Below are 26045 nucleotides of genomic sequence, written 5' to 3' on the forward strand. Positions count from 1 at the left end.
ATTTTCTTGGATTAACACTCATATAGATTTTCGCCTATTTGAAAAGTGTCAACTTAACTATTCGTAAGAGATGAACCATCCCAAATAAGATAATGCTGTTTTAGGCGCCCTCAAATTGGAAGGTTCCCAATTTGGGGATGGTACCTTAGAGCCTGTTTCTTAAATGTCATTTCGAGGCCGTTAGGCCGAGAAATCTCTTTCTAGCGCTGTGTGGCTAACACCCACCTGGCGGAGATTTCTCGTCGCTGCGTTCCTCGAAATGACATGTTTTATTTAAAAAATACGCTCTTACCCATATCAATAGCCTCAAAAGAGTCTCATGCACAACCATTGCCTCGACTGCCCCTATATCATCTCCTGACTTTTAGTCTCAAGCTAATTTCCTGCCTCCGCATAGGGTTGGGTATTTGGAATTAATTAATGGTAATTTTAGTCAAAGGAGATTAATTAATGAAAAAGTTAACGACATTGTTATTGGTTCTGAGCCTGGTGGTGGTAACATTTATTACGCTGACCCTTCCTTTAGTCAGCGCCAAAGAAGCGAATGACTTTGCCATGCCCGTATTTAATTTACCACCGGGCCAGATTGGCCCATCGGCTGCGATAACCCAGGCCCAAAAGATCAGCGATATTGAGGGAAACTTTACCGGCGTTTTGGCTAATAAAGATTCTTTCGCCCCGGTTACCGTTTTAAGCGACATGAACGGCAATGGCGTGCCGGAAATAGCGGTGGGCGCCCCCTATGACCCGCAGGATGCTGAGGCGGCCAATACCCCCGGCGCCGTATGGGTGTTGTATATGAATGCCAACGGCACGGTTATCTCCCACACCAAAATCACCTCGGATACTACGGTAACTTTGGCCAACGGCAATGCGTTTGGTTTAGCCGTGGCCAGCGCCGATTTTAACAATGACGGCCGCTTTGAGCTGGTTGTGGGCGCGCCGGGTGATCCTGGCGGCGGTACGCCTACAGCAAGACGAGGGGCAATTTGGGTATTGTTTTTGAATGCAGATGGCACCGTGAATACGGCCCAACGAATCACTAACCTGGCGTGGCAGGATGACGCTAACTTTGGTACCGCCATAGCCAACATTGGCGATCTGGATGGTGACACCGTGCCTGACCTGGCGGTGGGAGCTTCCGGTGCTAACAATTTTGATTTGTGGGGTGATGGCACAGTGGATGGGCCGATTGGCGAAGTCTGGATGTTGTTAATGAATGCGACCGGCACAGTTAAGAGTTCTGGGAATTTGGGTTGGTGGAATTTTACCCCTGGCCTTGAGGGTGGCGATAGACTTGGCTCCGCTCTGGCCGGCCTGGGCGATTTGAACGGCGACGGTTTACCCGAGATGGCTATTGGCGCCCCCCGAGATGATAGTGGGAGCGTCCCTCTCGATGGCAACCGCAACCGGGGAGCAATCTATATCACCACCTTGATGACGCCAACCGGCGTGTATAGCACGCATCAAAAAATTGGCAGCACCGACGGTGGTTTTGCCGGACCGCTAAAGGATAAAGACTTCTTTGGCGGCAGCCTGGCCAACATTGGCGACATGAATGGGGATGGCGTGGTTGACCTGGCGGTAGGCGCCCCTGAAAGCGAAGCCGCAGGTTTGGGCGCGTTCTGGATCCTCTACTTGAACACCAACGGCACGGTCAAATCATCCCAAAAACTCCCGGCCGGGCCTTACGCCGGGGCCGGCAATAACAATTGGTTTGGTTCCTCCCTGGGCTTTTTGGATGACTTGAACGGGGATGGCGTGCGCGAGTTGGCCGTAGGTGTGCCCAAAGATGACGATGGCGGCCCCAACCGGGGCGCGGTTTGGGTTCTGTCGGTAGCTAATATCAACTATGTTTACGTGCCCATTATTCTTAAGGTCTCGTAAAAATATAAATCCCTAAATATTTTGGGGCGATACCCGCAAGCCTCTAACTCAGAACGTGTTTTTTAAATACAACATGTCATTTCGAGGAGCGTAGCGACGAGAAATCTCCTCCAGGCGAGTCTTATAAAGAGATTTCTCAGCCTAACGGCCTCGAAATGACATTTAAGAAACACGCTCTCAGCCTTTGAGCTAGAGGCTTGCTTTTTTGCCCGGGAAAAAATTTATGGCCAATCCACCTCTGGTAAAACTGAAAAACCTGACCAAAACCTACACCGAAGGCAAACAGCGCCGGCTCATCTTGGATAAGGTTAATGCCACCTTTAATGCCGGCGAGTTTATTCTGGTGCTGGGTCAAAGCGGCTCCGGCAAAAGTACTCTTTTGAATCTCATCAGCGGCATTGACACCCCAGACAGCGGCGATATTCTGTTCAATAACACCGCCCTCAACCGGCTGAATGAACGCCAGCGTACCCTTTTCCGGCGGGAACACATTGGCTTTGTCTTTCAGTTTTTTAACCTCATTCCCACCCTGACTGTTTTTGAAAATATTACCTTGACCATGCAGCTTAATGGCGGCATGAACAAGGCCAAGTCTCAGGCAGCGCAAACGCTGCTGGAACAAGTTGGTTTAGCCCATCGCCAGGACGCTTTTCCCGACCGTCTCTCCGGAGGCGAGCAGCAGCGGATTGCGATGTTGCGGGCTATTACTCACAATCCCACCCTCCTCCTGGCCGACGAGCCAACCGGCAACTTGGATGTAGACACCGGCCAAACCGCGCTTCAGCTCCTCCTGAAGTTAACCCGCCAGGCCAATCATACATTAATTATGGCCACCCATAATCTTGACTTTATCCCCCTGGCCGATACGGTTTATCGGATTGAAAATAAAAATTTGGTACTGAGCAAAGCGTAGTCCCGTTATATTTCTCTTTGAGCCGGCAGTTCCTTGAAATTCTCCGGCTCTACAATCATTCCATCTTTTATTACCAGGATGCGATGAGAGTTTTGTATTTTGTGCAGGTGATGAGTGATCATAAAAGTGGTCCGCCGGCGCATTAAACGAGCCAAAGCGGCTTCAACCCACGCTACGGCTTCCGGGTCAAGCGAGGCGGTGGCTTCATCCAGGATAAGAATGCGCGGGTCTTTGAGCAGCAGCCGGGCAATGGCTATCCGCTGCCGCTGACCGGCTGAAAGTTTGCTGCCCCGGTCGCCGACCGGGGTATCGTAGCCGTAGGGCAGGGCGGTAATAAAATCGTGAGCATAAGCGGACTGGGCGGCGGTTACAATTTCACTTTGGGTTGCGTTGGGCCGGCCATAGGCAATGTTTTCCCGCACGCTGCGGCTAAACAAAAACGTTTCCTGGGGGATCAAACCAATCTGCCGGCGCAAACTGACCAGATTGACCTGGCTAATGTCGTGGCCGTCAATTTCTATACGGCCGGCCGGTAAGTGATAAAAACGAAGCAGCAGATTGACCAGCGTAGTTTTGCCAACGCCGCTGGGGCCAACAATGGCTATCACCTGGCCAGGTTCAACGTTCAGGTTGATATTTTGCAGAACCGGCTTTGAGCCTTCATAATGAAAAGACACATCTTTAAAACAAATCCGTCCCACCACCGGCGGCAAGGCCCGATTGGCGGAGCCGGTTAGAGTTTCCGCGGCCATAAGCATTATCTCATAAACCCGCCGGATGGCGCCCAAAGCAGCCTGAATATTGGCATATTGGCTGGCAAACTCGCTCATAGGGGTCACCACGATGCCCATGTAAATGATGATGGCTACCATGTCGCCGGGGGTGATGGTTCCGGCAATTACCTGCCTTCCCCCGTACCACAGCAATAATGAAACAGCGGCAAAGCCCAAAAAACTGACAACGGCGATGAGCAACGCCCGCGCTTTGTTCTGGCGCATCAGCGCGGCAAAACGTGTTTCCGTGCGTTCGGCAAAATGAATCTGTTCGGCGTGCTCGCGGGAAAAAGCTTTCACTTCCCGCACGCCGGCCAAAGTATTCTCTAACGTAGCCGTGAGCCGGGCGGAGGTATCCTGGACATCAGTAGCCAACGCTTGTAAATTCCGGCCCAAATATTTGGCGACGACGCCTATCAGGGGGACGAACAGAAGCAAGATGAGTACCAGCCGCCAATTGAACCAGAGCAGCATCGCCAACCCGCCCAAAAAGATAATGGATTGGCGCAGGATACTGGTGGGGGTTTGGGTCAGCGCAATTTGGATCACCGTCACGTCGCTGGTGACCCGCGAGATGATCTCACCGAGTTGCCGGTCATAGAAAAAGCGCATGGGCAGCGTTAAAAGATGGTTGTAAATGTCCATGCGTAAATCGGCGATCACCCGATTGGCAACAAACGTAAACAGGTAAGATTGCAACCAGATCATCCCGCTTTGCACCCCAAATAGCAACAGTAAGGCCAGGCCGAGCCGGTTCAAAAGGGATAAATCCCCAGAAACAAACGCCGAGTCCACCAGCGTGCGCAGGGCCAGGGGCAGAGCCAGGATAAGGACGCTGCTTAATCCCAAAGCCAAAGTGGCCAGGAGCATGTGTTTGCTGTAGGGAGCAACGTAACGCAAAAGATAACGAATTTTAGCTGGAGTAGAGTTTGTGTCTGTCATGTCTAACTTACGGATTGCCTATTTTATAGACGACCTCATCCACGGTGGCACGCAAACATGGTTGACTATTTTGGCCGAAGGGCTGCATGGCCTGGGTTATGAGCAACGGATATATTGTATGCGAAACCGGGCGCATCCCCAAAATGTGCAGACTCTCCAGCAGTGGGCCAAAGTTAACATTATTGGCGAACCGCGACTATGGGCCATTGAGGGATTAATTCATCTTTATCAAGAATTGAAGCAGTGGCAGCCTCACCTTGTGCAGACCATGTTGCCCACCGCCGACGTGGTGGGTCGAACGATGGGCCACCTAGTCGGAATACCGGTGATTGTGTCATCTATCCGCACCCGCAATTGCCACAAATCGCGCTGGCAGCTATTTTGGGACCACCTGACCATTCGTTGGGCCTGCCGGGTTATTTTCAACAGTCAAGAGGTTATCCCCTTTGCCCTGACCCACGAGGGCGTGATAAAAGAACAGATTGTGTATATACCCAACGGCGCGCGTATTCCGCAGCCCAAATCCGCGACCAGAACTGCCGCTCTGCGCGCTGAACTGGGCCTGACCTATTGTAACGTAAAAGTGTTGGCGATGGTGGCCCGGCTGCATCCCCAAAAGGGGCATCGTGATTTGCTGCAAGCCTCTGCTTTGGCGCTGAAAGAAATCCCCAACATGATTTTGCTCATCATCGGCGACGGTCCGTTACGCCAAAGCCTGGAGGTTGAAGTAACTGGTTTGGGCATTGCAGCTCAGGTCCGGTTTTTAGGAGACCGGTCGGATGTCCCGGATTTATTATCCATGATAGACCTTTACGTTCATTCGTCTTTATTTGAAGGTATGCCCAATGCCGTTATGGAGGCTATGACCGCCGCCAGGCCGGTTATTGCCACCGCGATTGACGGCGCCCAAACATTGATTGTTGATGGTGAAAGTGGCTGGCTGGTTGAACCGGGCAATCCGGCAGCGTTGGCCGCACGCATCATCTTTGCCTTACGTCACCCGGAAACAGCGCGTCAAATGGGCTTGGCCGCCGCCGAACGGATAAAACACCATTTTTCGGCAGACAGGATGGTAGCGGCTTACCACGCCCTTTATCAAGAGTTGATTTTAGAAAGAACCTGTTGAATCACCGCGCTATATTGTTGCACAAAATTTTTCTCACTATAATTGCCTAAGGCAAATCGGCGAGCCGCCAAGCCCATTATTTCTCTTTGGGCCGGATTATGGGCCAGTTGCTCAATAAATTGCACCCACTCATCGGGACTACGGGCAATGTAGCCGGTTCTACCCTGGTCAATCACAGACTCGTAGGCCGGAATGGCCGAGGCCACAACGGGTAGGCCGAGCGCCATCGCCAGCAGCACCCGCCCGGCGGGTTTGCGCCAATTGTAGTGAGCGCCCGGTTCAACCGGCACCAGGGCGATGTCGCCATCGGCCAGATTTTGGGTGCAAGTTGACGACAACCAGGGATGAAACTGACATTGTATTTGCTGGCGAGTCATAAATTCGTGGACATTGTGCGGCCATCTGCCCACGATACGAAATTTAGTTTCTGTAGATGTGACCAAATGTAATTCAAAATGGTCTTTCGCGGCTAATCTATCCAAGACAGTCTGAATACTGGTCAATCCGTGTAAACTCTCCACATTGCCAAACCAGACCAACCGGCATGGTTCGCGGTTTACATAGTTGGCTGCAAATTGGCTGTCGGCGTCAAGAATAGCGTCGGGCACAACGGAAACGCCTCTCGCGTCATCTCGAAAACTGTCGGCCTGCCCCGCGCTGCCGGCCACTACCCAGTCACACTGCCAGAGCAAGTTACGATAATACCGGCGTTGATGCACGCTTTCAAAGACTCGCATCCATTGACCAAAATGATTATACCAGGTGAACGGATACGACAGCATATCATCGGTAAGGTCGCCGATAATAAACGAGGCTTTTTGTCTGATTGTAGGAAATAAAGTAGGCTTCCTTTTTAAGGGCACAATGATGACATCGTAACCCGCCTGACGCGAGTCAAAATAGTTGGCCCGGTATCCTGATGGTGGCAGACCATACACCAACGGATCGTAGCGAAAGCGGTCGGTGGCGCTTTGGCCGGGACCGCGAAACGAAACAATGCCAATCTTTATTCCCATTGCTGAATACCCTAACGATGACCTGGCCTGAAGAGAAAAAAATCCGCCTGGCGCACCTTGTTGATAATCTCGACCGGGGTGGTACCCAAACGTGGTTGATGATCTTGGTCAAAGGGCTGGCCGAGCTGGGCTTTGCCCAACGCATCTACTGTCTCAACGAAGTCGTCAATTCCGGCATTGTGCAAAACCTGGAAGCAAGCGGGGCCAGGGTGGTTATCATTGGCCGGCCCCGACTCTACATGCTGGTTGGTTTTTTTCAACTTTATCGTGACCTGCAAGCCTGGCAACCTGAGATAGCGCAAACCATTTTACAGTTCAGCAATGTCTTGGGCCGGCCGCTGGCCCGCCGGCTGGGCACGCCGATTATCATCTCTTCCATTCAGGCCCGGAACGCGCACGTTCCCCCCCCGCTACTTTTTTTGGATCGCCTGACCGCCCGTTGGGCCGATTTGTTCATTGCGGTTGGCCGGCAGGCCATTCCCTTTGCCATTGCCCACGAGGGCGTGCCCCCGGATAAAGTGCTTTATATTGCTAACAGCATTGAACCTGACTTGGCAGACCGCAGCCAGATTCGAACGTCTATCCGGGCAGAGTTGGGCATTTCGGCCAAAACCAAAGTGCTGGGCATGGTTGCTCGACTTTCGGCCAAAAAAGCCCAGCGGGATTTGTTAGAGGCTTACGCAATAGTGGTCAAAACCCACCCCAATACGGCGCTGCTACTGGTTGGCGATGGCCCCCTCCGCGCAAAATTGGAACGACAGGCCAGGCAGTTAGGGATTGAGCGGCAGGTTATCTTTTTGGGCGACCGGACCGACGTGCCCGATTTATTGGCGGCAATGGATCTGTTTGCCCATCCCTCGTTGTCTGAAGGGATGCCCCACGCCGTGATGGAAGCAATGGTTGCCGGTTTGCCTGTAATTGCCTCTGCCGTAGATGGCGTGCAAGATTTGATTGTTGACGGCGAGTCGGGCTGGCTGGTTAACCCAGCCCAACCCCAACAATTGGCCCGGCGCATTATTTTTGCCCTGGAAAATCAGGCGCTCTGGCCGCACCTCGGTCAGGCCGCGGCTCGCCGCATTGCCAGCGAGTTTTCACCCCAAAAGATGGTGGCGGCTTACAGCGCGGTGTACCGGGAACTGCTGACCGGAATTTAATCCGTTTTTCTGGCCGGTAGGTAGGGCCGACCTTTCCAGCTACCGCTGTTGGTAAAAGCCACGTAGATAGAGTTAAGCCCAATGGCTATGACCAGGACGACAATCAACGGATAGAGGAGGGCCATATACAACGGCACTTTCAACCAGGCGTGAAACAACCCCGACACCAGCAGCGTGAGCAGGAGGGATAAGTCAACCAGCAACAATATGTCTCCAGGAAAATTGTAGCCCCATAGGGCCAACAGACGCACGGCCAGGGGTTCCAGGCCAAAGACGGTCAGGCCAAACAAGGGCAGCAAAAACAGGGCCAGGTTATAATCAAACGAGGGGAACAGACCTTTGCTGAAGCCCGACCATACTTCGCCAAAGTTGCGGTACATCCGGCAGAAAACCCAATTGCCGGCATTGACCAACCGCCAGCGATAACCAAACGCTTTAATCCGACGGCCCATTTGCACGTCCAGCACTCCCTTGCGCACCATAGTGAAACCGCCAATCCCATCGTAAGCTCTCCGTCGAAAGAGCATAAATTGCCCGTTCACAATCATCATAAAGGGCCAGGACACTCGCGCGGCCAGGGGATAGGGATAGACAAGCAGCATGGCAAAATTCAAAATGGCCACGGTCAATCGTTCTGCCCAGGAACCGGCTATTTCCCTGGGGATGGCGGCCAGCAGGTCGGCCTGTTCGGTTTGTAAGGCTGAAACCGCGTTGGATAAAGCGTGGGGATGAAACCAAACATCGGCATCGGTAAACAGCAATAGGTCTCCCGTAGCCATCTGGCCAAGCTGGTGGCAGGCCCAATGTTTGCCCATCCAGCCTGGGGGGAGCGATTGTCCATGCATAATTTTGAGCCGTTCTTCGGCGGCGGCCAAACGGTTGAGAATAGGCCAAGTTTGGTCGGTGGAATGGTCGTCAAGCGCAATCACCTCAAGATCAGGGTAATTCTGTGCCAGCAACGACCGGACACAACGCTCAATATTATCTTGTTCATTCCTGGTCGGAATCAATACCGAAACTCGAAAGTGGACCGGTGAAGAAAAATAGGTTTCCAGGTGCCGGACGGTGAAAATATTGACGAGCAGGATCAAACTTACCGTTCCTAAAGCCCCTAAAATGATAATTTGGACAAGATATAAGGAAGTATTTTCCATCACCTTTCCTCATCACTGCTGTGTTTCGGTTATAACATGGTCAATATCACCCATCAACCACTCAGTGACAGGCCAAAAAGAATTGTACCACTCTTCTGGTGGAACCAGAATATCAAGCCGGTTGTCATCGGTTAAACGAAAATTGTAGCGGCGCTCAAACACCTGCTGCGTCTGCCGTTCGGGTCTGTCGGAGAGAGCAACGCTGATGACCAGTTTATCGGCGGGCGATAGATTTATTATTGAGGAGAGATGTTGATGATAGCTGCCCTGAAATTCAATATTTTGGGGGCTAATGCGCCATTCCACCACATACCGTTTTCCCGGCGTCGAGGAATCGTCTAATAGATAAGTTTCGGCCTGACCGTTATTGAGAACTTCGATAAAGACGTAGGAGTTGTCGGTGGGATTGATGATTTGTAGACGTTGAGCTAAAGAGCCAACCTGACGGCGTTCCAGTTTGACCAGAACGGTTTCAGGATGATCGTAGGGTGTTTTGGTGTAGGGACCGTAGTAATCAAACCGATAGGGTGTTCGTTCCGGGTAAGCGTCAAGCAGGACAAAATTTTCGTTGTTGCGATTGACGGCATAGAGGATTGGTCCGTCCAGGGTAGGAGCATTGATTAAGTAGGATAAGGGTGCCAGCAAAAAAGCCCCGGAAGCCAGTGGCGGCACAAAAACCAGGGTATTATCGAGTCGCTGCTCCATAAAGGGCCGGTAAATAGCCTGGCTTTCACGGGTGTAGGCATAGTTTTGGGCAATATGCCAGGCCAGCAGCCAAACATTAACCAGCAACATCAGCGCCACGGCAAATTGGGCCACACCCGGCCTTGCTTTAGAAAGGTTCATTGATCCCTGCGCAGCCAGGATGACCAGCGGTACCAGAACGGGAAAGTAATACATGGGGCCAAGATTCTGGTTGACGCCCAAAAGGGTGAAATGATAATTACCCCAAAAGAAAAGGTAGGCCCCGGGAAAAATGAACAAAAGCAACAGTAAAGTCAACTCCCGCTGCCGGAGGCGTTGGGTGATGAGCTGGAACAAGGCCAGGCCCGGCAAAATGATCCCGCCAAACACCCATAAGGCAAGCTGTAACAAATTGCCTTGCAGGCTCTCAAGGGCGGCAGGCCAATCATATAAAATGGTATTTTGCGCCCGACGGCCAAAACCGGGGATGTCCTGTGGATCCCAGAACCAATAAAGAGGAATAAAAGCAGCGCCGGTAAGAAATTGATTATAAGCCAGGGCCAAACCAACCATTGGCCCAAAACCGAGCAGCACCCAGCCACTTTGTTTCAATAAACCCGAAAAGTTTTTGTACCCTTTCGGCCCTGACAGATTGAGACCAACAAACAATAAACCAAAGGGCAGAGCAAAGAGAAGGACGTCACCAGGCCGGGCAAAAAAGGCCAGGCCCAGGGCCAAACCGGCGCCAAACAATAACAGGGGCGCATTACGCCGATGTCCCCGCAACAATAGCACGGCGAAGGTAAGGAATAACAAGAGGGTGGTGGCATAAGACAAAAAGGTTGCGCTCTGGATGAGAAAGAATGGGGACAGCAGTAAGAAAGCAGCGGCGATGAGGGCCGGGCGTTTTTGGGGATAGAGTTCCCGGCTCAAGCAATAGAGCAAGAGCACATTGCCCGCCGCCACAAAACCCAGAGCGGCTCGCATAGAACCGCACAGGCGTAATCCCAGGGCCAAGAAGGCCGCATGCACAGGCGTCACCTTGAAAACGGCACGGTCTCCCAAATTGATTATGTCAAACGCTTTAAAAAACTCGCTGAATTGGGGATCAATGGATAAAAAAAGTTGACCCTGAGCCAGCGCGCGCGCCTGAAAAATATACACGGCTTCATCAGGATTATTGGAATAGAAGGGGAAGATCATTTCCGAACCGATAACGGCCCAGGCAAAAGCGACGAAGGCCAACCCTGACATAACCCATTTTTTATCAAAGAGGGCCAGATATTTGTACTTTTTCTTGCAGATACTCATCAACGGCTCTCCCGGCGCAATATAAAAATGTACCCTGGTTCAGGCGGCAACCAACGCTGAAATGAATATTGTCGCACCAGTTCATATCCGGCTACCGGTCCCATTGTCACCAGATAACGGTCATTATGCACCCACCACCAACTTTTGGAAGGGTCAGGCACATAGTCTGCATAATACAGATACCAGCCGTTAAACTCAAAACCGCCGTCAATCTCGGCTGGGGGAAGGTGGTCGTTGGTCATCAATGTTTGTAACGCGACCCAACGAGTTCTGTTCCAGGCCAGGTAATCGTGGGTGGCCGCAATACTGAAGCTCGCATAAAGACAAATTAATAACAGGGCCAGGGTTGTCCATATAGGCTGGGGGCGTGACTGCAATGTCCTCATAGAGATGGCCAGGACCGCGGCAAGGAGAGGGGCCAAAGGCAGCAGATACCGGTCAAAAAAACCGCTAATGACAATGGGTAAACAGTAAATGAGACAGGCTGATAACAGGAAGGTGAGCAAGAATCGGTCATTATTGCTTTTAAGGCCATCAGAACTGCCAAACAAAGCTGCCGTGACGGAAAAAATATAAACAACAATCATACCTCCCCCCACAATACCCAACACTGTTATTGCCCACCAAAAGGCAGCCGGTAAAATTGGCGCGTGAGGCAACTCCAAGATATAAACATCGCGCAAGGTCACCGGCCCAATACCGCCACTGGTTAGAACATTGCGGGCCAGGGGCATGGGCTGTTTTGCCTCACAAACAACGAGGCTGGCGGTGATGGCGAGAATTATAAAAAGTACCCGACTGCGGATGAACCGGAACCAACCGGGCATACAGAACAGAAGAAGCACAAGCGGCAGCAAAAACAACCCCAGATAGATCAAAATCTTCAGCAGATTTCCGGAAACGGCCAAAAGCAACGTGCCGGGGTTGCCCAGTAGTTTTTCCAACAGCCTCTCTATTTTGAAGTTGTAGAGGGACGGCAAACCAACAGAGGTTTTTAGCCAATATTCAAACCCCCACAAGGCGCTCCACCCCGCCAGCAAAGGCGCTGCCGCCCGCATGAGGGTGGAACGAGAAAAGCCGTGTTTCAGCAAAAAAACAAAGGCAAAAGCTATGGGTACAACCAAACCAAGTTGGCGGCACAAAATGGCCCCACTGGCAAATAACGTACCTAAGACCAAGTAGAAGTTAGACTCAACCTGGAGACGACGGATCAGGAAGAGTGTGGCGAACACGGTAAAAGTGGCAAAAGGCACGTCGGTCATAAAAGTGTGGGAGAGGGCAAAGTAGATGGGATTGGCCGCCATCACCAATGCACCCGTAACGGCAAGATACCGGGAATCGCCGACCTGCTTGAGCAAGAGGTAGGTTCCCAGGATACCTGTCAGGGCCAGCCAGAGCGTGGAGAATCTGAGGGCGGTAAAAGAAAAGCCATCTGGAAGGCAAAACAGCGCGCCCCACAAAGTATGCGTAAGCAGGGGCATGGTGGTCCAGCCGGTCGGCCGAAAGCTCCCCTCTTCAACCAAGCGTTTGACAGTTTGGCCGTAAGACCAGTCGTCATTCAGGGGAAAGTGGCCGTAAGGATTAACGATGATAACGGCTAAAATCCATAAAGCTGATAACAATAGCAGGTCTATAACAACATCATATTTCTGAATAAAGGCACGCATTATTGAATAAAAAGATATACTTCATAATTCTCGTCTAAAGTGGCCGCTCTGAATTCGGCTATCTTAACGGTCCTGGCTTTAAAATCGGCCAGTTCTTCAACAGACCAGGTAAAAATCTTATTGAAGCTGTAAGATTTTTTAAATGGTGGTTGGGCGGATAAATCAAAGTGTCCCAGGACGATGAGTACCGGCTTTTGCTCGCTGTTTTGAAGCTGGCGGGCAGTGTTCAGCAGTTGGCCCAACGAAAAGTTTACTTGGGCCGATTTGACCAGCATGACCCGATTTCTGAATGTCTTTTCTCGAGGAATATAGAGCCGGTTGGGCGCGTAATACGGCAAAGATTCAAGTACGTAATCCGGCTCGCCGATGATAATGGCCGACTGATATTCGGGATGGGCGTTGAGAAATTGGCCCAAAGCCTGGCTTGAGCTTTTTTGATGGGTGACATCCTGCCAGGCTTTGGGCACGCCAAACCTGATCATGGAGATAAAAACTGCCGACAACACCACATAAACCGCCACCTGATGCAGCCAATACAATCCTTGTTTCAACTTGCCTTTGATTTCGAGCGGCTGCCCCTCCTGGCGAACAAGCCAATACAGAGAAATCAGAAAGAGAATAAAGATGCCCTGGTGACGTAAAAACCCATGAAAAACTGCCGTAAAAAAAGTACCCAGCAAAACGATACCTCCCCAAAGCGACACAGCCGCATGCGGGCGGATGAGCAATCCGGCCACCAACAACCACAACATTATGTCACGGTATGAAACAGCCACACGAGGAAAAACCTCTCTAAAATTTTGGCTGGGATGTTTGATGTTTGTCCAAAACGACTCTATGACCTGCGTGGTATTTAATGAAAGAACTTTGGTAACAATGGTTTCCTGAGTGGGGAAAAATGTAGCCACTGCGCCCAAAATCCCTACGCCAACCAAAACCAGGCACGCCAAAACTGTAGATTTACGAACGCTCAAGTCATGCTCCATCACCACGCCATCCCAAAACCAAAAAGCAGCCAACACCCCCACCAGCAGGCACGAATGGACATCTGAATTGGCCAGGATTGCCAGCACCCCGGCCAAAAGAAATGGCCTTTTCCGGCGATGAAGATAGAGCGCAGCAAAAGCAAAAAACAAGAGCATACTGACCCCATAGCCCCTCACCATAATTGTGTATTCGTAGAGAGGCAATATTCCCCACATAAAGAGGAGTTTCTGCCAAGTGGGAAAAGGCGCGTACCGCAAAAAAACAGTCACTCCCGCCAAACCGATACCGACGCTGACGATTTTGAGAACCACCGGGGTACGGAAAACAAAGAACCCGGTTCGTAAAATCAGATACCACAGGATAGGATGCCCTTCGTTTTTGAGAGCCAAGGGGAGTTGCCAAAAATAGTCAGGTTCCAGGGCAATAGAGAGCGCTCTCACTTCGTCTCGCCACACTTCATGCTTTGCGCTCAAGAAGATGGCCACAGCCAGCCAGAGGAGGAGCACTACCCCGGAAGCGATGCTTCGCCTTTTATCGGCAAAACTTTGCGAAGAACGAAGATAGTCAATAAACCCCGTGTTGAGATGATAAGGGGCCAAGCTATTCACCACGCATCACCTCGTCAATATCTTTTTGATGCCACTCTGAAATAGGCCACAAAGGATTATGCCACTCTTCGGGAGGAAGGAGGATATCGAGTTGCTTATCTTTGGTCAACCGGAACGGGTAACGCCATTCAAAAATTTGCTGGGCGACCCGTTCTGGACCATCGCTAAAGTCCACGGCTATCATCAGCTTGTGATCAGGGGATAACGCCGTGATCGAGGAGAGATGCTGCTGGGACGCTCCCTCAAGCTCAACTTTTTGCGGGGTAATAAGCCACTTTATCTGATAGACACAACCCTGGTAAGAGGCATCATCAAGCAAATAATTTTCCGCTTGCTCACCGTTCCGCACTTCTACATAAACATAAGGGCTATGGGTGGGATTGACGATATGTAAGTATTGATTGAAGCCGTCAACCTGGCGGCGTTCCATTTTGACCAATTCCGTTTTTGGGTTGTCATCAGGCGACTCGGTGTAAGGGCCATAATAATCAAACCGATAAGCGGTTCGTTCTGGATAAGCATCCAGCAGGGTAAAATTTTCCTGGTCTCTATTAAGGGCGTACAGAATCTGGCCATCAAAAGTAGGAGTGTTGCTCAAGTAAGGAAAGGGGGTCAACAGAAAAGGTCCGGCCAGGGGCGGCACAAAAACCAGGGCCGGGTTCTCGAGTTGCTGCTGCCCAAAAGGCCGGTAAATGGCCTGGTATTCCCGGGTGTAGGCCCAGTTTTGCGCGATATGCCAGCCCAAGAGCCAAATATTGACCAGAACCATTGTGGCGGTCAGAAGCAGGGCCAGTAGGGGGCGACGTTTAGAGAGGGTCAACAATCCTTGCGCGCCCAGGATGACCAGCGGGACCAACATAGGGAAGTAATACATAGGGCCAAGATAGACCACCCCCTTCCAGAAAATCGCCATGGCGTAAGCGCCCCAAAAGAAGAAGTACCCTACCGGAAAAATAACCAAAAGCAGCAGTAAGGTCAATTCCGTCCGCCGGATACGGCCGGTCAACAGGGGCAGCAGCGCCAGGCCAAGTAGGAAGGTTCCTCCAAATACCCACAGGTTGAGTTGCCACAAATTATGCGCCAAACTCTTGATAGCAGCCGGGAGATCATACAAAATAGCTACTCGTCCCCGCAGGCCAAAACCGAGGGTGTCTTGCGGATCCCAGAGTAAAAAAGGAAAACAAAAAGGATCGCCGGTAAAGTAATAGTTATAAATTAAGACCAGGCCAAACACCGGCCCAAAACCGGCCAGCACCCAGCCGCCTTGTTTCAAAAAAATTGAAAGGCTAAAGCCCTGTGAGTTTGACCCCTTTAGACCAACAAAGAATATCCCAAAGGGAATGGCGAAGAGGATGGCATCGTAAGGACGAGCAAAAAAGGCCAGCCCCAGAGCCAAACCGGCCCCCATCAATAAATGGGGCGCATTGTGGCGCTGCCCTCGTAGCAACAACACCGCAAAAAAAAGGTGCAGCAGCAGAGCTGTGCTGTAAGGGAGAAAGGTTATACTTTGAATGAGAAAAAAGGGCGAGAGAAGAAAAAAAACAGCAGCCAATAAAGCCAGACGATTTTGGGGATAGAACGCCCGGCTCAAACAATAGAGCAGAATTACATTGCCCGCCGCCACAAAACCCAAAGCAGCCCGCATAGAACCGAACAGGAGCAATCCCAGCGCCAAAAAAGCGGCATGCACGGGGGTATACTTAAAAATAGCCCGCTCGCCGGTATTGACCACAAACCAGGTCTTGAAAAAGGTCTCACTGAATTGGTTTGCGGGCAGAAAAAGCCGACCTTGAGACAAGGCGCGCGCCTGTAATATATAGACGGCTTCGTCGTGGTCATTGGAATAGAAAGGGAAAATCATCTCCGAGACAATGATAACCCAGGCGAAAGCAACAAAGGCCAGTGGCAAAATCACCCACTTTTTTTCAAGCAGGGTTAAGAGAGATGGCAATATTTTGCCTTTCATCGGTCTGTCATCACGTCATCAATATCGCCCTGCTGCCATTCTGCTTCAGGCCAGTTCGGATTATACCACTCTTCCGGCGGCAGGAGAACCTCCAATTGGTTATCAGGGGTGACCCGAAAGGTAAAGCGACGTTCAACGATATGGCGGTTGGGACGGGACAGACTTGGCCTGAAAGCCGCCACCACAGCCAGGAATTGGTTAGTGGACATCTTTTTGATCGAGGCGGTTTTTTGTTTGGATGCGCCCTGGAAAGAAATATCATCCGGCGTAATCGTCCATTTCAGGCTATATTCACGGCCCTGGCTCGACGCATCATCAAGGAGATAAACTTCCGCCTGCCCATTATTCCAAATGTAGGCATAAACATAAGGGCTGTCGGTGGGGTTCGTCACGGAGAGCGACTGGGTAAAGGCATCGCCGCGAATAAAATTACTGGTTTTGGACGGCAGCAAAACCTCCTGTTGCTGATCGCCGGTTAGCCTGAATTGATAACGATGCTCCAGGATTGTTTCCGGCCCGTTTTGGGGATCATGACGGAATGAAGCGGCCAGAACCAAAAATTCTTTGCCGGAGAGACTATCAAGGCGGGATAATTGTTTTTGGTAGTCTCCTTGCAGCCAAATCTGGTGGGGTTGAATGTGCCAGGTTACTTCATAAGTTTTTCCCTGGCGAGAATGGTCATCGAGTAAATATTTTTGGGTTTGAGGGCCATGTTGAAGGTAGGTGTAAACGTAAGGGGCTGATGAAGGGTTGGCAAAATGGAGGCTTTGGGTAAGATGATTAGATTGGTGACGCTCCATTTCAACCAGGCTGGTCGCAACATCGTCTTGGGGTGATTCGGTGTAGGCGCCGGGGTAGATAAAACGGTAGGTCACCCGATCCGGGTAGGCATCGAGCAGGGTCAAATGACTGTTCTGGTTTGTATCCAGCGCGTAAAGGATCGGCCCGTCCAGAGAAGGTGTATTGGCCAGCCAGGCCAGGGGATGCAGCAGGTAGGGGCCGTAAAGGGGAGGGACAAAAACCAGGGCCTGGTCAAGCGGCTGCTCCAAAAAGGGATGATAAATGGCTTGATGTTTGCGAGTGTAGGCATAGTTTTGCCCAATATGCCGGGCCAAAAGGGCCGCATTAATCCCCCCCATTACCAACAGAAATATAATGGCGACAAACGAGGCGCGATTGAATAGCCTACAAAGCCCCTGTGCGCCAAGAAGAACCAGGGGAATGAGTACCGGCAAGTAATACATGGGGCCAAGATACTCAATGACGCCCCAGAGCGTAAAATTATACGCGCCCCAAAAGAAAAAATGGCCCAAGGGAAATACAAAAAAGAGCAGGGGTAAGAGGGCGTTTGACCAACTGCGGTAATTGGCAATGACCTGGAACAAGGCAAGTCCCAGCAAAAGGGGACCTCCGAACACCCAAAAATTGAGCTGGAAAAGGTTGGCGGAGAGGCTGTCAAGCGCGGCAGAAACATTATACAAAATGGGTATATTGAGCGGATGTTGACGCTTATACCCAAAACCAAAAGTGTCCAGCGGATCGTAAAGCGTAAAGGGGAAGCGCAGGGGATGGCCGGTTATGAAGAGGTTATAAAGCAAAACCAAGCCCAAAATTGGCAACAAGCCGGCCATCAACCAGGCAATTTGTTTGACCAGGCCGTTTGGCTTTGACCAGGTTAGCTTGAGCAAAAATAAACCAAAAGGAATGGCAAACAAAATGGCGTCATAAGGCCGGCTAAAAAAGGCCAGCCCCAGGGCTAAACCGGCGCAGATCAGCAAAAAAGGAGCCTGGCGACGACTGCCGCGCAGAAAAAACACAGCAAAACAAAGGTATAATAACAGCGCAGTGGTGTACGACAGGTAAGTGGCGCTCTGGATCAAAAAGAAGGGCGAGAGTATGAAAAAGAAGGCGGCCAGTAAAGCGGTTCTACGGTTACCCCCCATTTCTTGGCTCAAGCGATATAGCAAAATGACGTTGCCCGCAGCCACAAAACCCAGGGTGGTTCGCATCGTACCAAACAGTAGTTGCCCTAAAGCCAGGAAAGCCGCATGCACCGGCGTATACTTGAAGATGCCTCTATCGCCATGCTCAACCACAAACCAGGGCGTAAAAAAATCATCAAAAAACTCATTGACCGGCAGGGTCAACCGGCCCGCAAGCAGGGTTTGCGCCTGCAAAATATAAACAGGTTCATCGTGGTTATTAGAATAGAAGGGGAACAGCCATGCCGAAGCAATAATGGCCCAGGCAAAAGCCAGGAAAGCCAGGAAGACTACCGGCCATTTTTTTTCAAAGCCAGCCATAGAACCATCGTGTTTTTTAAGACGGGCATGGGAGGCAACATGTTTCATCGGTCTGTCATTACATGGTCAATACTTACTCTTCGCCAACCTGACTCGTCAGGCCACTGAGGATTGTGCCACTCCTCTGGCGGATAAAAAAACTCAATCTGGTTGTCCTTTGTGAATTTGAACCAATACCGGCGTTCAAAAATATGTAGCGTTACGCGGTCTGGACTGTCGCTAAAGGCAACGGCTATGGCCAGAAATTGATCGGGCGACAAGGCGGTAATCGAAGAAAGCTTTGCTTGAAATGCGCCTTGAAACAGAATATTCCGGGGGGTAATGGTCCACTCCACATTATAGGTACGGCCTTGCCAAGACGCATCATCCAAAAGATAAGTTTCAGCTTGACCGTTGTTCCAAATGTAGACATATACATAGGGATGCTCCGTCGGGTTAACCAAGTGTAAGGGCTGGTTCAAGCTAATCTTACTATAAGTCAGCACACCATCAGTAATCCATTTTGTTGATGTTTTCCACTTAACAACTTGGTGGCTATCAAGCATATCTCCGTGATCATGTCCTCCTACTAGAACGGACGAGATTGGAAGGAAACTTGAACGATGTTTATAAAAAATAAAATTAATTTTAAGAAGCGTTGCCCTTATATCCCAACCAATAGGGCGCCGGTTTGTGTAGGTTTTTAACCATTCCCTGTCGCTAAATTCATTAAGTAAGCAGCAACCATAGTAAAAAGCCAATGTGCCAATTTCTCCTCGGGCCTGAATAGTTTGGCCGGAATCATGTTCTTTTAACCACAAAGCTACTTTTTTGTACTGCTCATGTGTGGCCCAATTGGTATGGATAGGCATTTCTTTGAGATAAAAACCATTTCTGCCAAGAAGATAGAGCATGCCTGATGCGGCGATAAGAATATATAGCAGCACCAAAGCCCACAATAATCTCTTTTTCCATGTTTGAGCACCATAACGATAACTATCTGCCAAAGCTAAATCGCCAAGAAGAATAATTCCTATCACTTCGGGAACGTAATACCAGTGGTATGGAGGGACCCGTAGCAAAGAATAACTGATAAAATGCGCCAAACCACTCAGCCCAATGATTGCCATAATCATTCTTGAATCTATTTCCCTAGAAATTTCTTTAGGAGAGAAATTGGGAGGATGCACCCTTTGGCCGCCCCCGGCCACCCGCCCTGCGAAGCTAAAAAATTTTGGACTATTATTAAAAGCCAGTATAGCCAAAGGTAGACAAAAAAATGATAAGGTGGTTTCCAATGGATACGCTTTGCAATAAAGTAATAACCCATTGGAAAAGGTCCATGTCCCCCATGACATTTGCGAGGTCTTTATAAAAAGCGTATCAGGAACCAACGAACCCAGATGTATCCACGAAAAAATGTACCACGGCGCAAGACATCCAAGGTAAAATAATGCAAGCTTGAACCGCGATTTCATTGTTGGAACAAAGGCCAGAAATATAGTAAAAAATAAAATTCCTTCTGGCCTGGTTAGCGTCAGTAAGCCGGTTGCTACGGCCAATAAAGACCACTTGCCCTCCAGATAGAAATAGACTGAACCGATAAAGAGCGTGGTAAATAATATCCCCTCGAGACCAATAGTTGATAATAATAATGGATTGAAGACAAGAGACGCAAAGGAAACAAAGCCAAAAATCTCTGTATTCAGGCTTTTGACTGATATTTTGCGCAACAAAATAAAAATAAGCAAAAAATTAATTAACGTCAACCACTTTACAGCATCTATTATTGAGCCTGTAACAAAAGCAGTTAAAGCTAACAGAATAACATTGAGAGGGGAGGTGGCTGAATTGCTGACATGATTTGGAAAAAATCCCCATGTTCCGCTTTCCAAAAGAGTTTTGGCGTACCGCATTGTTATAAACGCATCATCAATGATCGCATTTTCAAAAAATAAAAGATAAAAGTAAGTGATAACCGCTATCAGTAAGATTATAAGAAATGTTATGGGTGTCCCGCAGGCAATTACCCGTAGCAGGTTAGCTTTTGTTTTTGAGATGAATCCATCTCTCATTGGCAATCGCCCCATCAATCATAATCTGTTTGGATATTTTCACTGGCTGAATGGTTTGATAACAAATCATTCTCCAAGATAAATTCAGCAATAGCATCGGCCGCAATTTGATGTCCTCGCTCATTGGGATGTTGGTCGCTGGGGTGAACCCACAGAGCCGTATATGCCTCACCCTGAAATGCTTCAAATAGATCCAGAAACGTTATGTTATTGCTGGCGCAGTATTGAGATAGCATAAGATGGAGCGGGCGAAAGGGGTATTGCTCATTGAGTTCATACATAAAGGGAAAGACAACAACAGCATACTTTGCCCCAATTGCTTCAGCCTGTCGCCGCCCTTTTAATAAATAGTTCAAACTATTGGCCCATTTGTATTGTTCCTGCATGGCGCTGTCGAGCAACTCATCAATGTATTTTTGGCCGTAAAGCTGGCGTTTAAGGGTGGCGTAAAAGTAGCTGCCCAGGTAAGAATATTTCAGACTCCTATTTTCATACTCATTTCTAAAGTTGTCCCATAAATCAAGACCACCGGCGTAGTCGGCATCGTTAAGCACATAAACCAGAATAACCAGGTCCGGTTCAAAGTGTATCCCCGCTTGCTCAAAGTAATTGATTTCGTCGCTGGTGCCCCAGATACTGGTCCCAAAATTCAACACCTCTACCGGCCAAGCCAAATGTTGATTTAAGATTTTCTCCAGGCGGTAACTAAAAGTGTGCTCAAACTTAACCCCTTCTCCAAAAGTAAATGAATCGCCCAGAATAATTATCCGTCTGGTATTGGGCGCTTTGTTTTTTTCATAATCCGGCCCTCTAAAACCGTGTTTGTTGATATGGTAAATCAAGCCGTTATTCTGATCAAAATAGCCTTGGGGGTTACTGTCATATTTCAACTCGAACTGACTATTGGGTTTAAACTGAATACTTACCCCGGGCAAGCTTTTGGTTTCAGGCAGCAAAGCATGTTCCCAATCGCGAGTCCTTGGCTGGTGGTAGCCCCGCATATCAAACGCTCGAAATACTATCTCAAGCAAGGATAGCGTTAGACAAATGGATAAAATAGCCAATAGTAGATTAAGCATAAAATTCTTCATTATGACTGATCCATTATTACCCGGGGAGTCGCCCTGACTCAAAGAGGTTCCCCCTGGTAATCAGCCTGAGTTTGTTGTAATAAAAGGCCAAATTTTTCCATTGGGGGTATCATGAGGGGTGATTTACCCGGTAAACAAATACCTGAATTTTCTATTCATAGGTCTGCTAATGATTAATTCCCAGAGATTCGCCCCTAACTTCCCTGGCTAAGAGTCAGTCATTCTGCTCGCCGGGAGACAATACCTGTCAAAGATCCCTGGCTTGAAAATTGGGCCTGAGACAAGGTTTAGATTGCACCTCTGCTCTATCCAGATAGGTAGAAAATAAAAAGCCTTACCTCATAATGCCGGTAAGGCTTTTTTATAACGAAATTATATCTTATACAGCATCAGAATTTCTATAAGCCCTCGGACGGATTTGAACCGACGACCGACCGCTTACAAGGCGGTTGCTCTACCTACTGAGCTACGAGGGCAAAAAAACATTGATTTAAACCATGCATGAAAGTAAATCTAGCAAACTTTGGAAAATTCGTCAAGTTTGGAAGTGTGGGTAAAGGGTAATTACGGCGTTTCAGTCGCAATCAACGTGATCAGGGCATCGCCGCACGGCCAGCAGGGTAATATCGTCAAATTGTTTGGCGGTGTCAATGAAGCCAAATAGATCAGACTCGATCTGGTCTAACAAAACACTGGCAGGGACATTGGCCCACTGTTGGGCCAACGCTTGCAAACGGGCTTCGCTGAATTGATTGCCGGCCGGATTCCGCGCTTCGGGAACGCCGTCGGTAAAAGTGACCAGCACATCGCCGGGATCAAGCCTGACCCGCTCGATGTCAAAGTCGGCATCAGGGATGATGCCCACCACCGGCCCGGTAGACTCAAGTTGGGCTTTTATTTGCCCGGCCCGGTTGACAATAAGGGGCGGATTATGCCCGGCGTTGATATAGGCCAGGGAACCATTTTTAGGGTTGAGCACGCCAAAAAAGAGCGTGGCAAACATGCTCAAATCGGCATGCGTATTGGCAATGTAGTTATTGGTGTCTTCCACAATCAGCAAAACGCTGGCCCCGGCTGTTTGCAGGGTCCGCCGTTGTTTGGCGGGCCTATTTGCCGTAAAAAGATCGTCGTCCGCCAGGGTGAACAACCGTCCCAGGGAACGGCGTTGCCCGGCAAAGGCCCGCAGCAAACTGCGCACAAGCGCGGTAAAAAGGGCCGCCCCCACCCCTTTGCCGCATACGTCGGCCATCACAAAACCAATCCGGTCGTGCGTTACCGCAAAGGCATCATAAAAATCTCCCCCTACGGCCCGGGCCGGCTGAAACCGGGCGGCTATTTGCCACCCATCCGGTTGGGGTAGCTCGGTGGGCAGAAAATTGGCCTGGATGCGCCGGGCAATTTGCATCTCCCGCTCCACACTGACCAGGTTGGCCATTTTCTCCAGCCGATCCTGTCCGGCCTCACGCATGCGGCCGCTGAGCATCTTGAGAAATTGGTAGCCAATGACGCCGGTATGCGAAACCAAATCTTTAAAGTCTTCGGCCGTAATCTCCAGGGTATAAGTATTTTTGATGGCTTTGACACTGGCTGAACGAGCCTGCTTTTCCAGAATGGCCATTTCGCCAATCAGTTCCCCCGGGCCGCTGATGCCCAACATTGTTTCATCGGCCGTGCCTTCACTTTTGACCACCATTACTTCGCCGGATTTTATCACGTAAGCTCTATCGCCAAGGTCATTCTCGTGAAAAAGAAACTTATTGGCCGGATAAAACTTTTCCTGGGCAATCTGGTTGAGTTTGCTCAACGCATCGCTGGGTAGGGAGGAAAACAGGGGAATCTGTCGCAAAACTTCTGTGTTATCCCTCATAGATGGTCCTTTCTGGGGGTTTTAGACAACTTTGGAAACAGTGGTTCCAGAACTTGTGATCGGTTGGTATCAAAACTGCTTAATTTTAAGATACCTCATTACAACATAATCAACAAATGTGGTAAAATTGAGTGATAATAATTCAACTTACTTTTATCCTGCGCGATTGCGTCCGTATTGTAATTTTACTCCTGCATACATTATTTTATCAAATCTTAAAAGAATATAATAGCCTTAAATCTGGTAAATTATTACCAATCAAACAGCCAAAGAGCCTTTAAACTTCATCTTGAGGTGAAGGGAATTGTTTATTCCCTGGCAATCAGTCAACAGGTACTATACTTGTCGGGTATATTTATGGTATACTGCATAGGCATACCTTTGGTTTAAAATAAGTTTATTGACCTCTTAGAAATTAGTTTATCTTAAGAACTTTGGGAGAAGCTATGTTTGGACGAGGCAGCGACGATACGAAACTTTGGCAACAAACCTTGCAGGCCCTGGTGCCTGAAACAGATTATCCTGAACGGATGAACGCATTGCTGGCCATGGTGGGCGAGTTGGCCGACGTGCCGGCCTGTTACCTTTATTTGCTGGATGAAAATCAGCGAGAGTTTTACCTGGAACATAGCTGGCGCAAAGACGACCACGCCGAGGCCATGTTGATGGCCAGTGAAGATATAGAGCAAGGCGCCGGGGGAATGATGCAAACGCCGCCCCTGAATGTGCAGCGGAATCGGGAGCTTGAAGCCGACCAATTACTGCCCACCCCGGTTGGCCCCCTCTATTCTGTGCCCCTGTTTTTGGAAACCGAAGCCGGCCCTGCGCCTATCCTGGTGGGGCTGCTGCAAATAGGCCCGTATGTGGACCGCGCCGTTTCCCGCAAAACCAGACAGGAATTGGCCGAGATGCGTTTCCCCCTGGCCTTGACCGTGCAACAAGCCCATCAACAAGAAGACCTGCGGCAAAAGTTGGCCGTTCTCACGGCCAGTTCAGAAGTGGGCCGCAAACTCCTGGGGTCAGCCCTGGATTTGGAGCGTTTTGTCAAACTTCTGCTGGACCTGGCCCTGAACGCCACCAAAACCGAGGCGGGCTTTGTGGCCATTGTTGATGCGGCCAGCGGGTATCTTACCATTCGCGCCCAGGCCAACCTGCCCCCAGCTTTTGTGGAACAACTCGATCTCTCGCCGGACACCGGCCTGTTTGATTGGTCGCTGGGAGCCGAGGGCGGGGGATTGCTGCTGCGAGATTTTGAATTCATTCAGCGGCAGGGCGCGCGCTCAATATTGGCCGTGCCGTTGTTTGACAACGACGAGCCGCTGGGTGTTTTTGCCCTGCTCTACTTCAAAGAAAGAGCCAAACTGCTGGCCGATGAAAATGTTTTAACCTTGCTTGGCGGTTTTGCCCAACAGATCAAGCTGGTCATTCACAACGCCCGGCTCTTTGAGTCGTTTACGGCCCAATACCTGGAAACGGTCAAAGGCCTGGCCCAATCGCTGGATGCCCGCTCTCCTTACACCCAGGACCATCATGCCAAAGTTACCGCCGTTTGTATGGCCATGGCCCGGGCCATGGACCTGCCCCCCGATGAATTAGAGGCCATTCACACGGCCTGCCAGGTGCACGATGTGGGCATGGCCGGTATTGTGGAAGTGGAAGGCGGTTTCCAGGCCGACTTTGAGCATCCCACCATTGGGGCCAGCCTGATCGAGGCCCTGCCTCTTCATCCCATGGTGCGGGGAACAGTGGCCACCCACCACGAATGGTACGATGGCTGGGGCTTTCCCCAGGGCTTAAAGGGCGAGGAGATTCCCATAGGGGGGCGGATTTTGGCGATGGCCGAATTTATTGTGGAAATGACCACGGGCAATCCATTCCGCGAGCCATGGGCTGCGGATAAGCTGATTGAGGAATTAGAGCAACGCCATGGCACCCAGTTTGACCCGCAGGTAACGGATATCGCCCTGGATTTGATTCGGCAGCAAAAGTTACATTTGATTCAGGAACAAATTAAATCATAAAGGGGTAAACGTTAAAATGGAATACAAGGTACGCAACGAGTCAGGCATAGCTATACTCGATTTGAGCGGTGAAATTGATGTGAGTACCGCCACCCAGTTACGCGACACTCTCATTGACCTGATTGAAAATAATGAGGGCCGGCTGCTGGTGAATATGAGCGACGTGGCCTATATTGATAGCTCCGGTTTGAGTGTATTGGTGGCCGCCCATAAAAAAGCCCAGGGCGCTAACGGCATGCTGGGCCTCAGCGGCCCACAGAAACCGGTGCAGCAGGTGTTTGAACTGACCCGCATGAACAAATTGTTCAATATTTTCCCAACCGTTGAAGAAGGAATCGCTGCCGTAAGCCAGGCCTAAATTTTCGTCCAAAATCCTTCCTAAGCGGTCAACTGCGTAAGCCCTACAGAAATTTAGCAGCCGGATATTTTTTTACGCATCCGGCTTAAACCTGGTCTCATTTATCTGAAATTTGCCGTGTGGTAAAGATGTCCAGGTCATACCCAGGCTAAACGCAACCTGA

At 50.0% G+C, this 26045-nt stretch carries 17 protein-coding genes and 1 tRNA gene; 6 read left to right on the top strand and 12 right to left on the bottom strand.

All coding sequences use genetic code 11. The features are described 5' to 3' along the window. Window positions 1-450: 450 nt before the first annotated feature. Together JW953_17405 and JW953_17410 are read left to right on the top strand one after the other, a co-directional pair. Window positions 451-1887, top strand: coding sequence for a VCBS repeat-containing protein (locus tag JW953_17405; GenBank protein MBN1994479.1), 1437 nt, complete (start codon window positions 451-453; stop codon window positions 1885-1887). Window positions 1888-2110: 223 nt separating this feature from the next. Further along, a complete protein-coding gene (locus JW953_17410) occupies window positions 2111-2800 on the top strand; it encodes an ABC transporter ATP-binding protein (protein ID MBN1994480.1) in 690 nt (229 codons plus the stop codon). 5 nt (window positions 2801-2805) lie between these two features. Here the strand turns inward: JW953_17410 and JW953_17415 are convergent, their stop codons facing one another. After that, window positions 2806-4515 (bottom strand): ABC transporter ATP-binding protein, encoded by a 1710-nt coding sequence (locus tag JW953_17415; GenBank protein MBN1994481.1) that lies wholly within the window; start codon window positions 4513-4515, stop codon window positions 2806-2808. On the opposite strand from JW953_17415, the gene JW953_17420 reads away from it, so the two are divergent. Next, entirely contained in the window at window positions 4505-5641 is a 1137-nt protein-coding gene (locus JW953_17420) for a glycosyltransferase (protein ID MBN1994482.1), read from the top strand. The two genes, JW953_17415 and JW953_17420, sit on opposite strands and share 11 nt — an antisense overlap. Here the strand turns inward: JW953_17420 and JW953_17425 are convergent. After that, a complete protein-coding gene (locus JW953_17425; GenBank protein MBN1994483.1) occupies window positions 5611-6657 on the bottom strand; it encodes a glycosyltransferase in 1047 nt (348 codons plus the stop codon). The two genes, JW953_17420 and JW953_17425, sit on opposite strands and share 31 nt — an antisense overlap. Before the next feature lie 17 nt (window positions 6658-6674). Between JW953_17425 and JW953_17430 the strand changes: the two genes are divergently transcribed. Next, entirely contained in the window at window positions 6675-7811 is a 1137-nt protein-coding gene (locus JW953_17430) for a glycosyltransferase (GenBank protein MBN1994484.1), read from the top strand. On the opposite strand, the gene JW953_17435 is transcribed toward JW953_17430, so the two are convergent. The 10 genes from JW953_17435 to JW953_17480 form a co-directional block, all read right to left on the bottom strand. After that, window positions 7808-8965: a glycosyltransferase gene (locus tag JW953_17435; protein ID MBN1994485.1), complete on the bottom strand. Its 1158-nt coding sequence runs from the start codon at window positions 8963-8965 to the stop codon at window positions 7808-7810. The two genes, JW953_17430 and JW953_17435, sit on opposite strands and share 4 nt — an antisense overlap. 12 nt (window positions 8966-8977) lie before the next feature. Continuing rightward, the gene (locus JW953_17440) at window positions 8978-10960 is read right to left on the bottom strand and encodes a glycosyltransferase family 39 protein (protein MBN1994486.1); all 1983 of its coding nucleotides are present in this window, start codon (window positions 10958-10960) and stop codon (window positions 8978-8980) included. Then, window positions 10960-12582, bottom strand: a complete 1623-nt coding sequence (locus tag JW953_17445; GenBank protein MBN1994487.1) for a glycosyltransferase family 39 protein — start codon at window positions 12580-12582, stop codon at window positions 10960-10962. The genes JW953_17440 and JW953_17445 overlap by 1 nt, the downstream gene beginning before the upstream one ends. 44 nt (window positions 12583-12626) lie before the next feature. Continuing rightward, window positions 12627-14222: a hypothetical protein gene (locus JW953_17450; protein ID MBN1994488.1), complete on the bottom strand. Its 1596-nt coding sequence runs from the start codon at window positions 14220-14222 to the stop codon at window positions 12627-12629. Next, window positions 14215-16188 carry a glycosyltransferase family 39 protein gene (locus tag JW953_17455; protein ID MBN1994489.1) on the bottom strand — a complete coding sequence of 658 codons (1974 nt, stop codon included), beginning with the start codon at window positions 16186-16188 and terminating at the stop codon, window positions 14215-14217. Before JW953_17455 ends, JW953_17450 begins: the two co-directional genes overlap by 8 nt. Next, a complete protein-coding gene (locus JW953_17460; protein MBN1994490.1) occupies window positions 16185-18491 on the bottom strand; it encodes a glycosyltransferase family 39 protein in 2307 nt (768 codons plus the stop codon). Before JW953_17460 ends, JW953_17455 begins: the two co-directional genes overlap by 4 nt. 44 nt (window positions 18492-18535) lie before the next feature. Next, the gene (locus JW953_17465) at window positions 18536-20545 is read right to left on the bottom strand and encodes a hypothetical protein (GenBank protein MBN1994491.1); all 2010 of its coding nucleotides are present in this window, start codon (window positions 20543-20545) and stop codon (window positions 18536-18538) included. Between the two features lie 14 nt (window positions 20546-20559). Further along, window positions 20560-21387 carry an SGNH/GDSL hydrolase family protein gene (locus tag JW953_17470; GenBank protein ID MBN1994492.1) on the bottom strand — a complete coding sequence of 276 codons (828 nt, stop codon included), beginning with the start codon at window positions 21385-21387 and terminating at the stop codon, window positions 20560-20562. Between the two features lie 652 nt (window positions 21388-22039). Beyond that, window positions 22040-22112, bottom strand: a tRNA-Thr gene (locus JW953_17475). A gap of 98 nt (window positions 22113-22210) precedes the next feature. Next, window positions 22211-23503, bottom strand: a complete 1293-nt coding sequence (locus JW953_17480) for a SpoIIE family protein phosphatase (GenBank protein ID MBN1994493.1) — start codon at window positions 23501-23503, stop codon at window positions 22211-22213. A 446-nt stretch (window positions 23504-23949) separates the two neighbouring features. On the opposite strand from JW953_17480, the gene JW953_17485 reads away from it, so the two are divergent. Both JW953_17485 and JW953_17490 read left to right on the top strand, forming a co-directional pair. Next, window positions 23950-25524 (top strand): GAF domain-containing protein, encoded by a 1575-nt coding sequence (locus JW953_17485; protein MBN1994494.1) that lies wholly within the window; start codon window positions 23950-23952, stop codon window positions 25522-25524. A gap of 16 nt (window positions 25525-25540) precedes the next feature. After that, entirely contained in the window at window positions 25541-25882 is a 342-nt protein-coding gene (locus tag JW953_17490; protein ID MBN1994495.1) for an STAS domain-containing protein, read from the top strand. The last annotated feature ends 163 nt before the right edge of the window (window positions 25883-26045 follow it).

The organism is Anaerolineae bacterium (assembly GCA_016931895.1).
Lineage (GTDB): Bacteria > Chloroflexota > Anaerolineae > 4572-78 > J111 > JAFGNV01.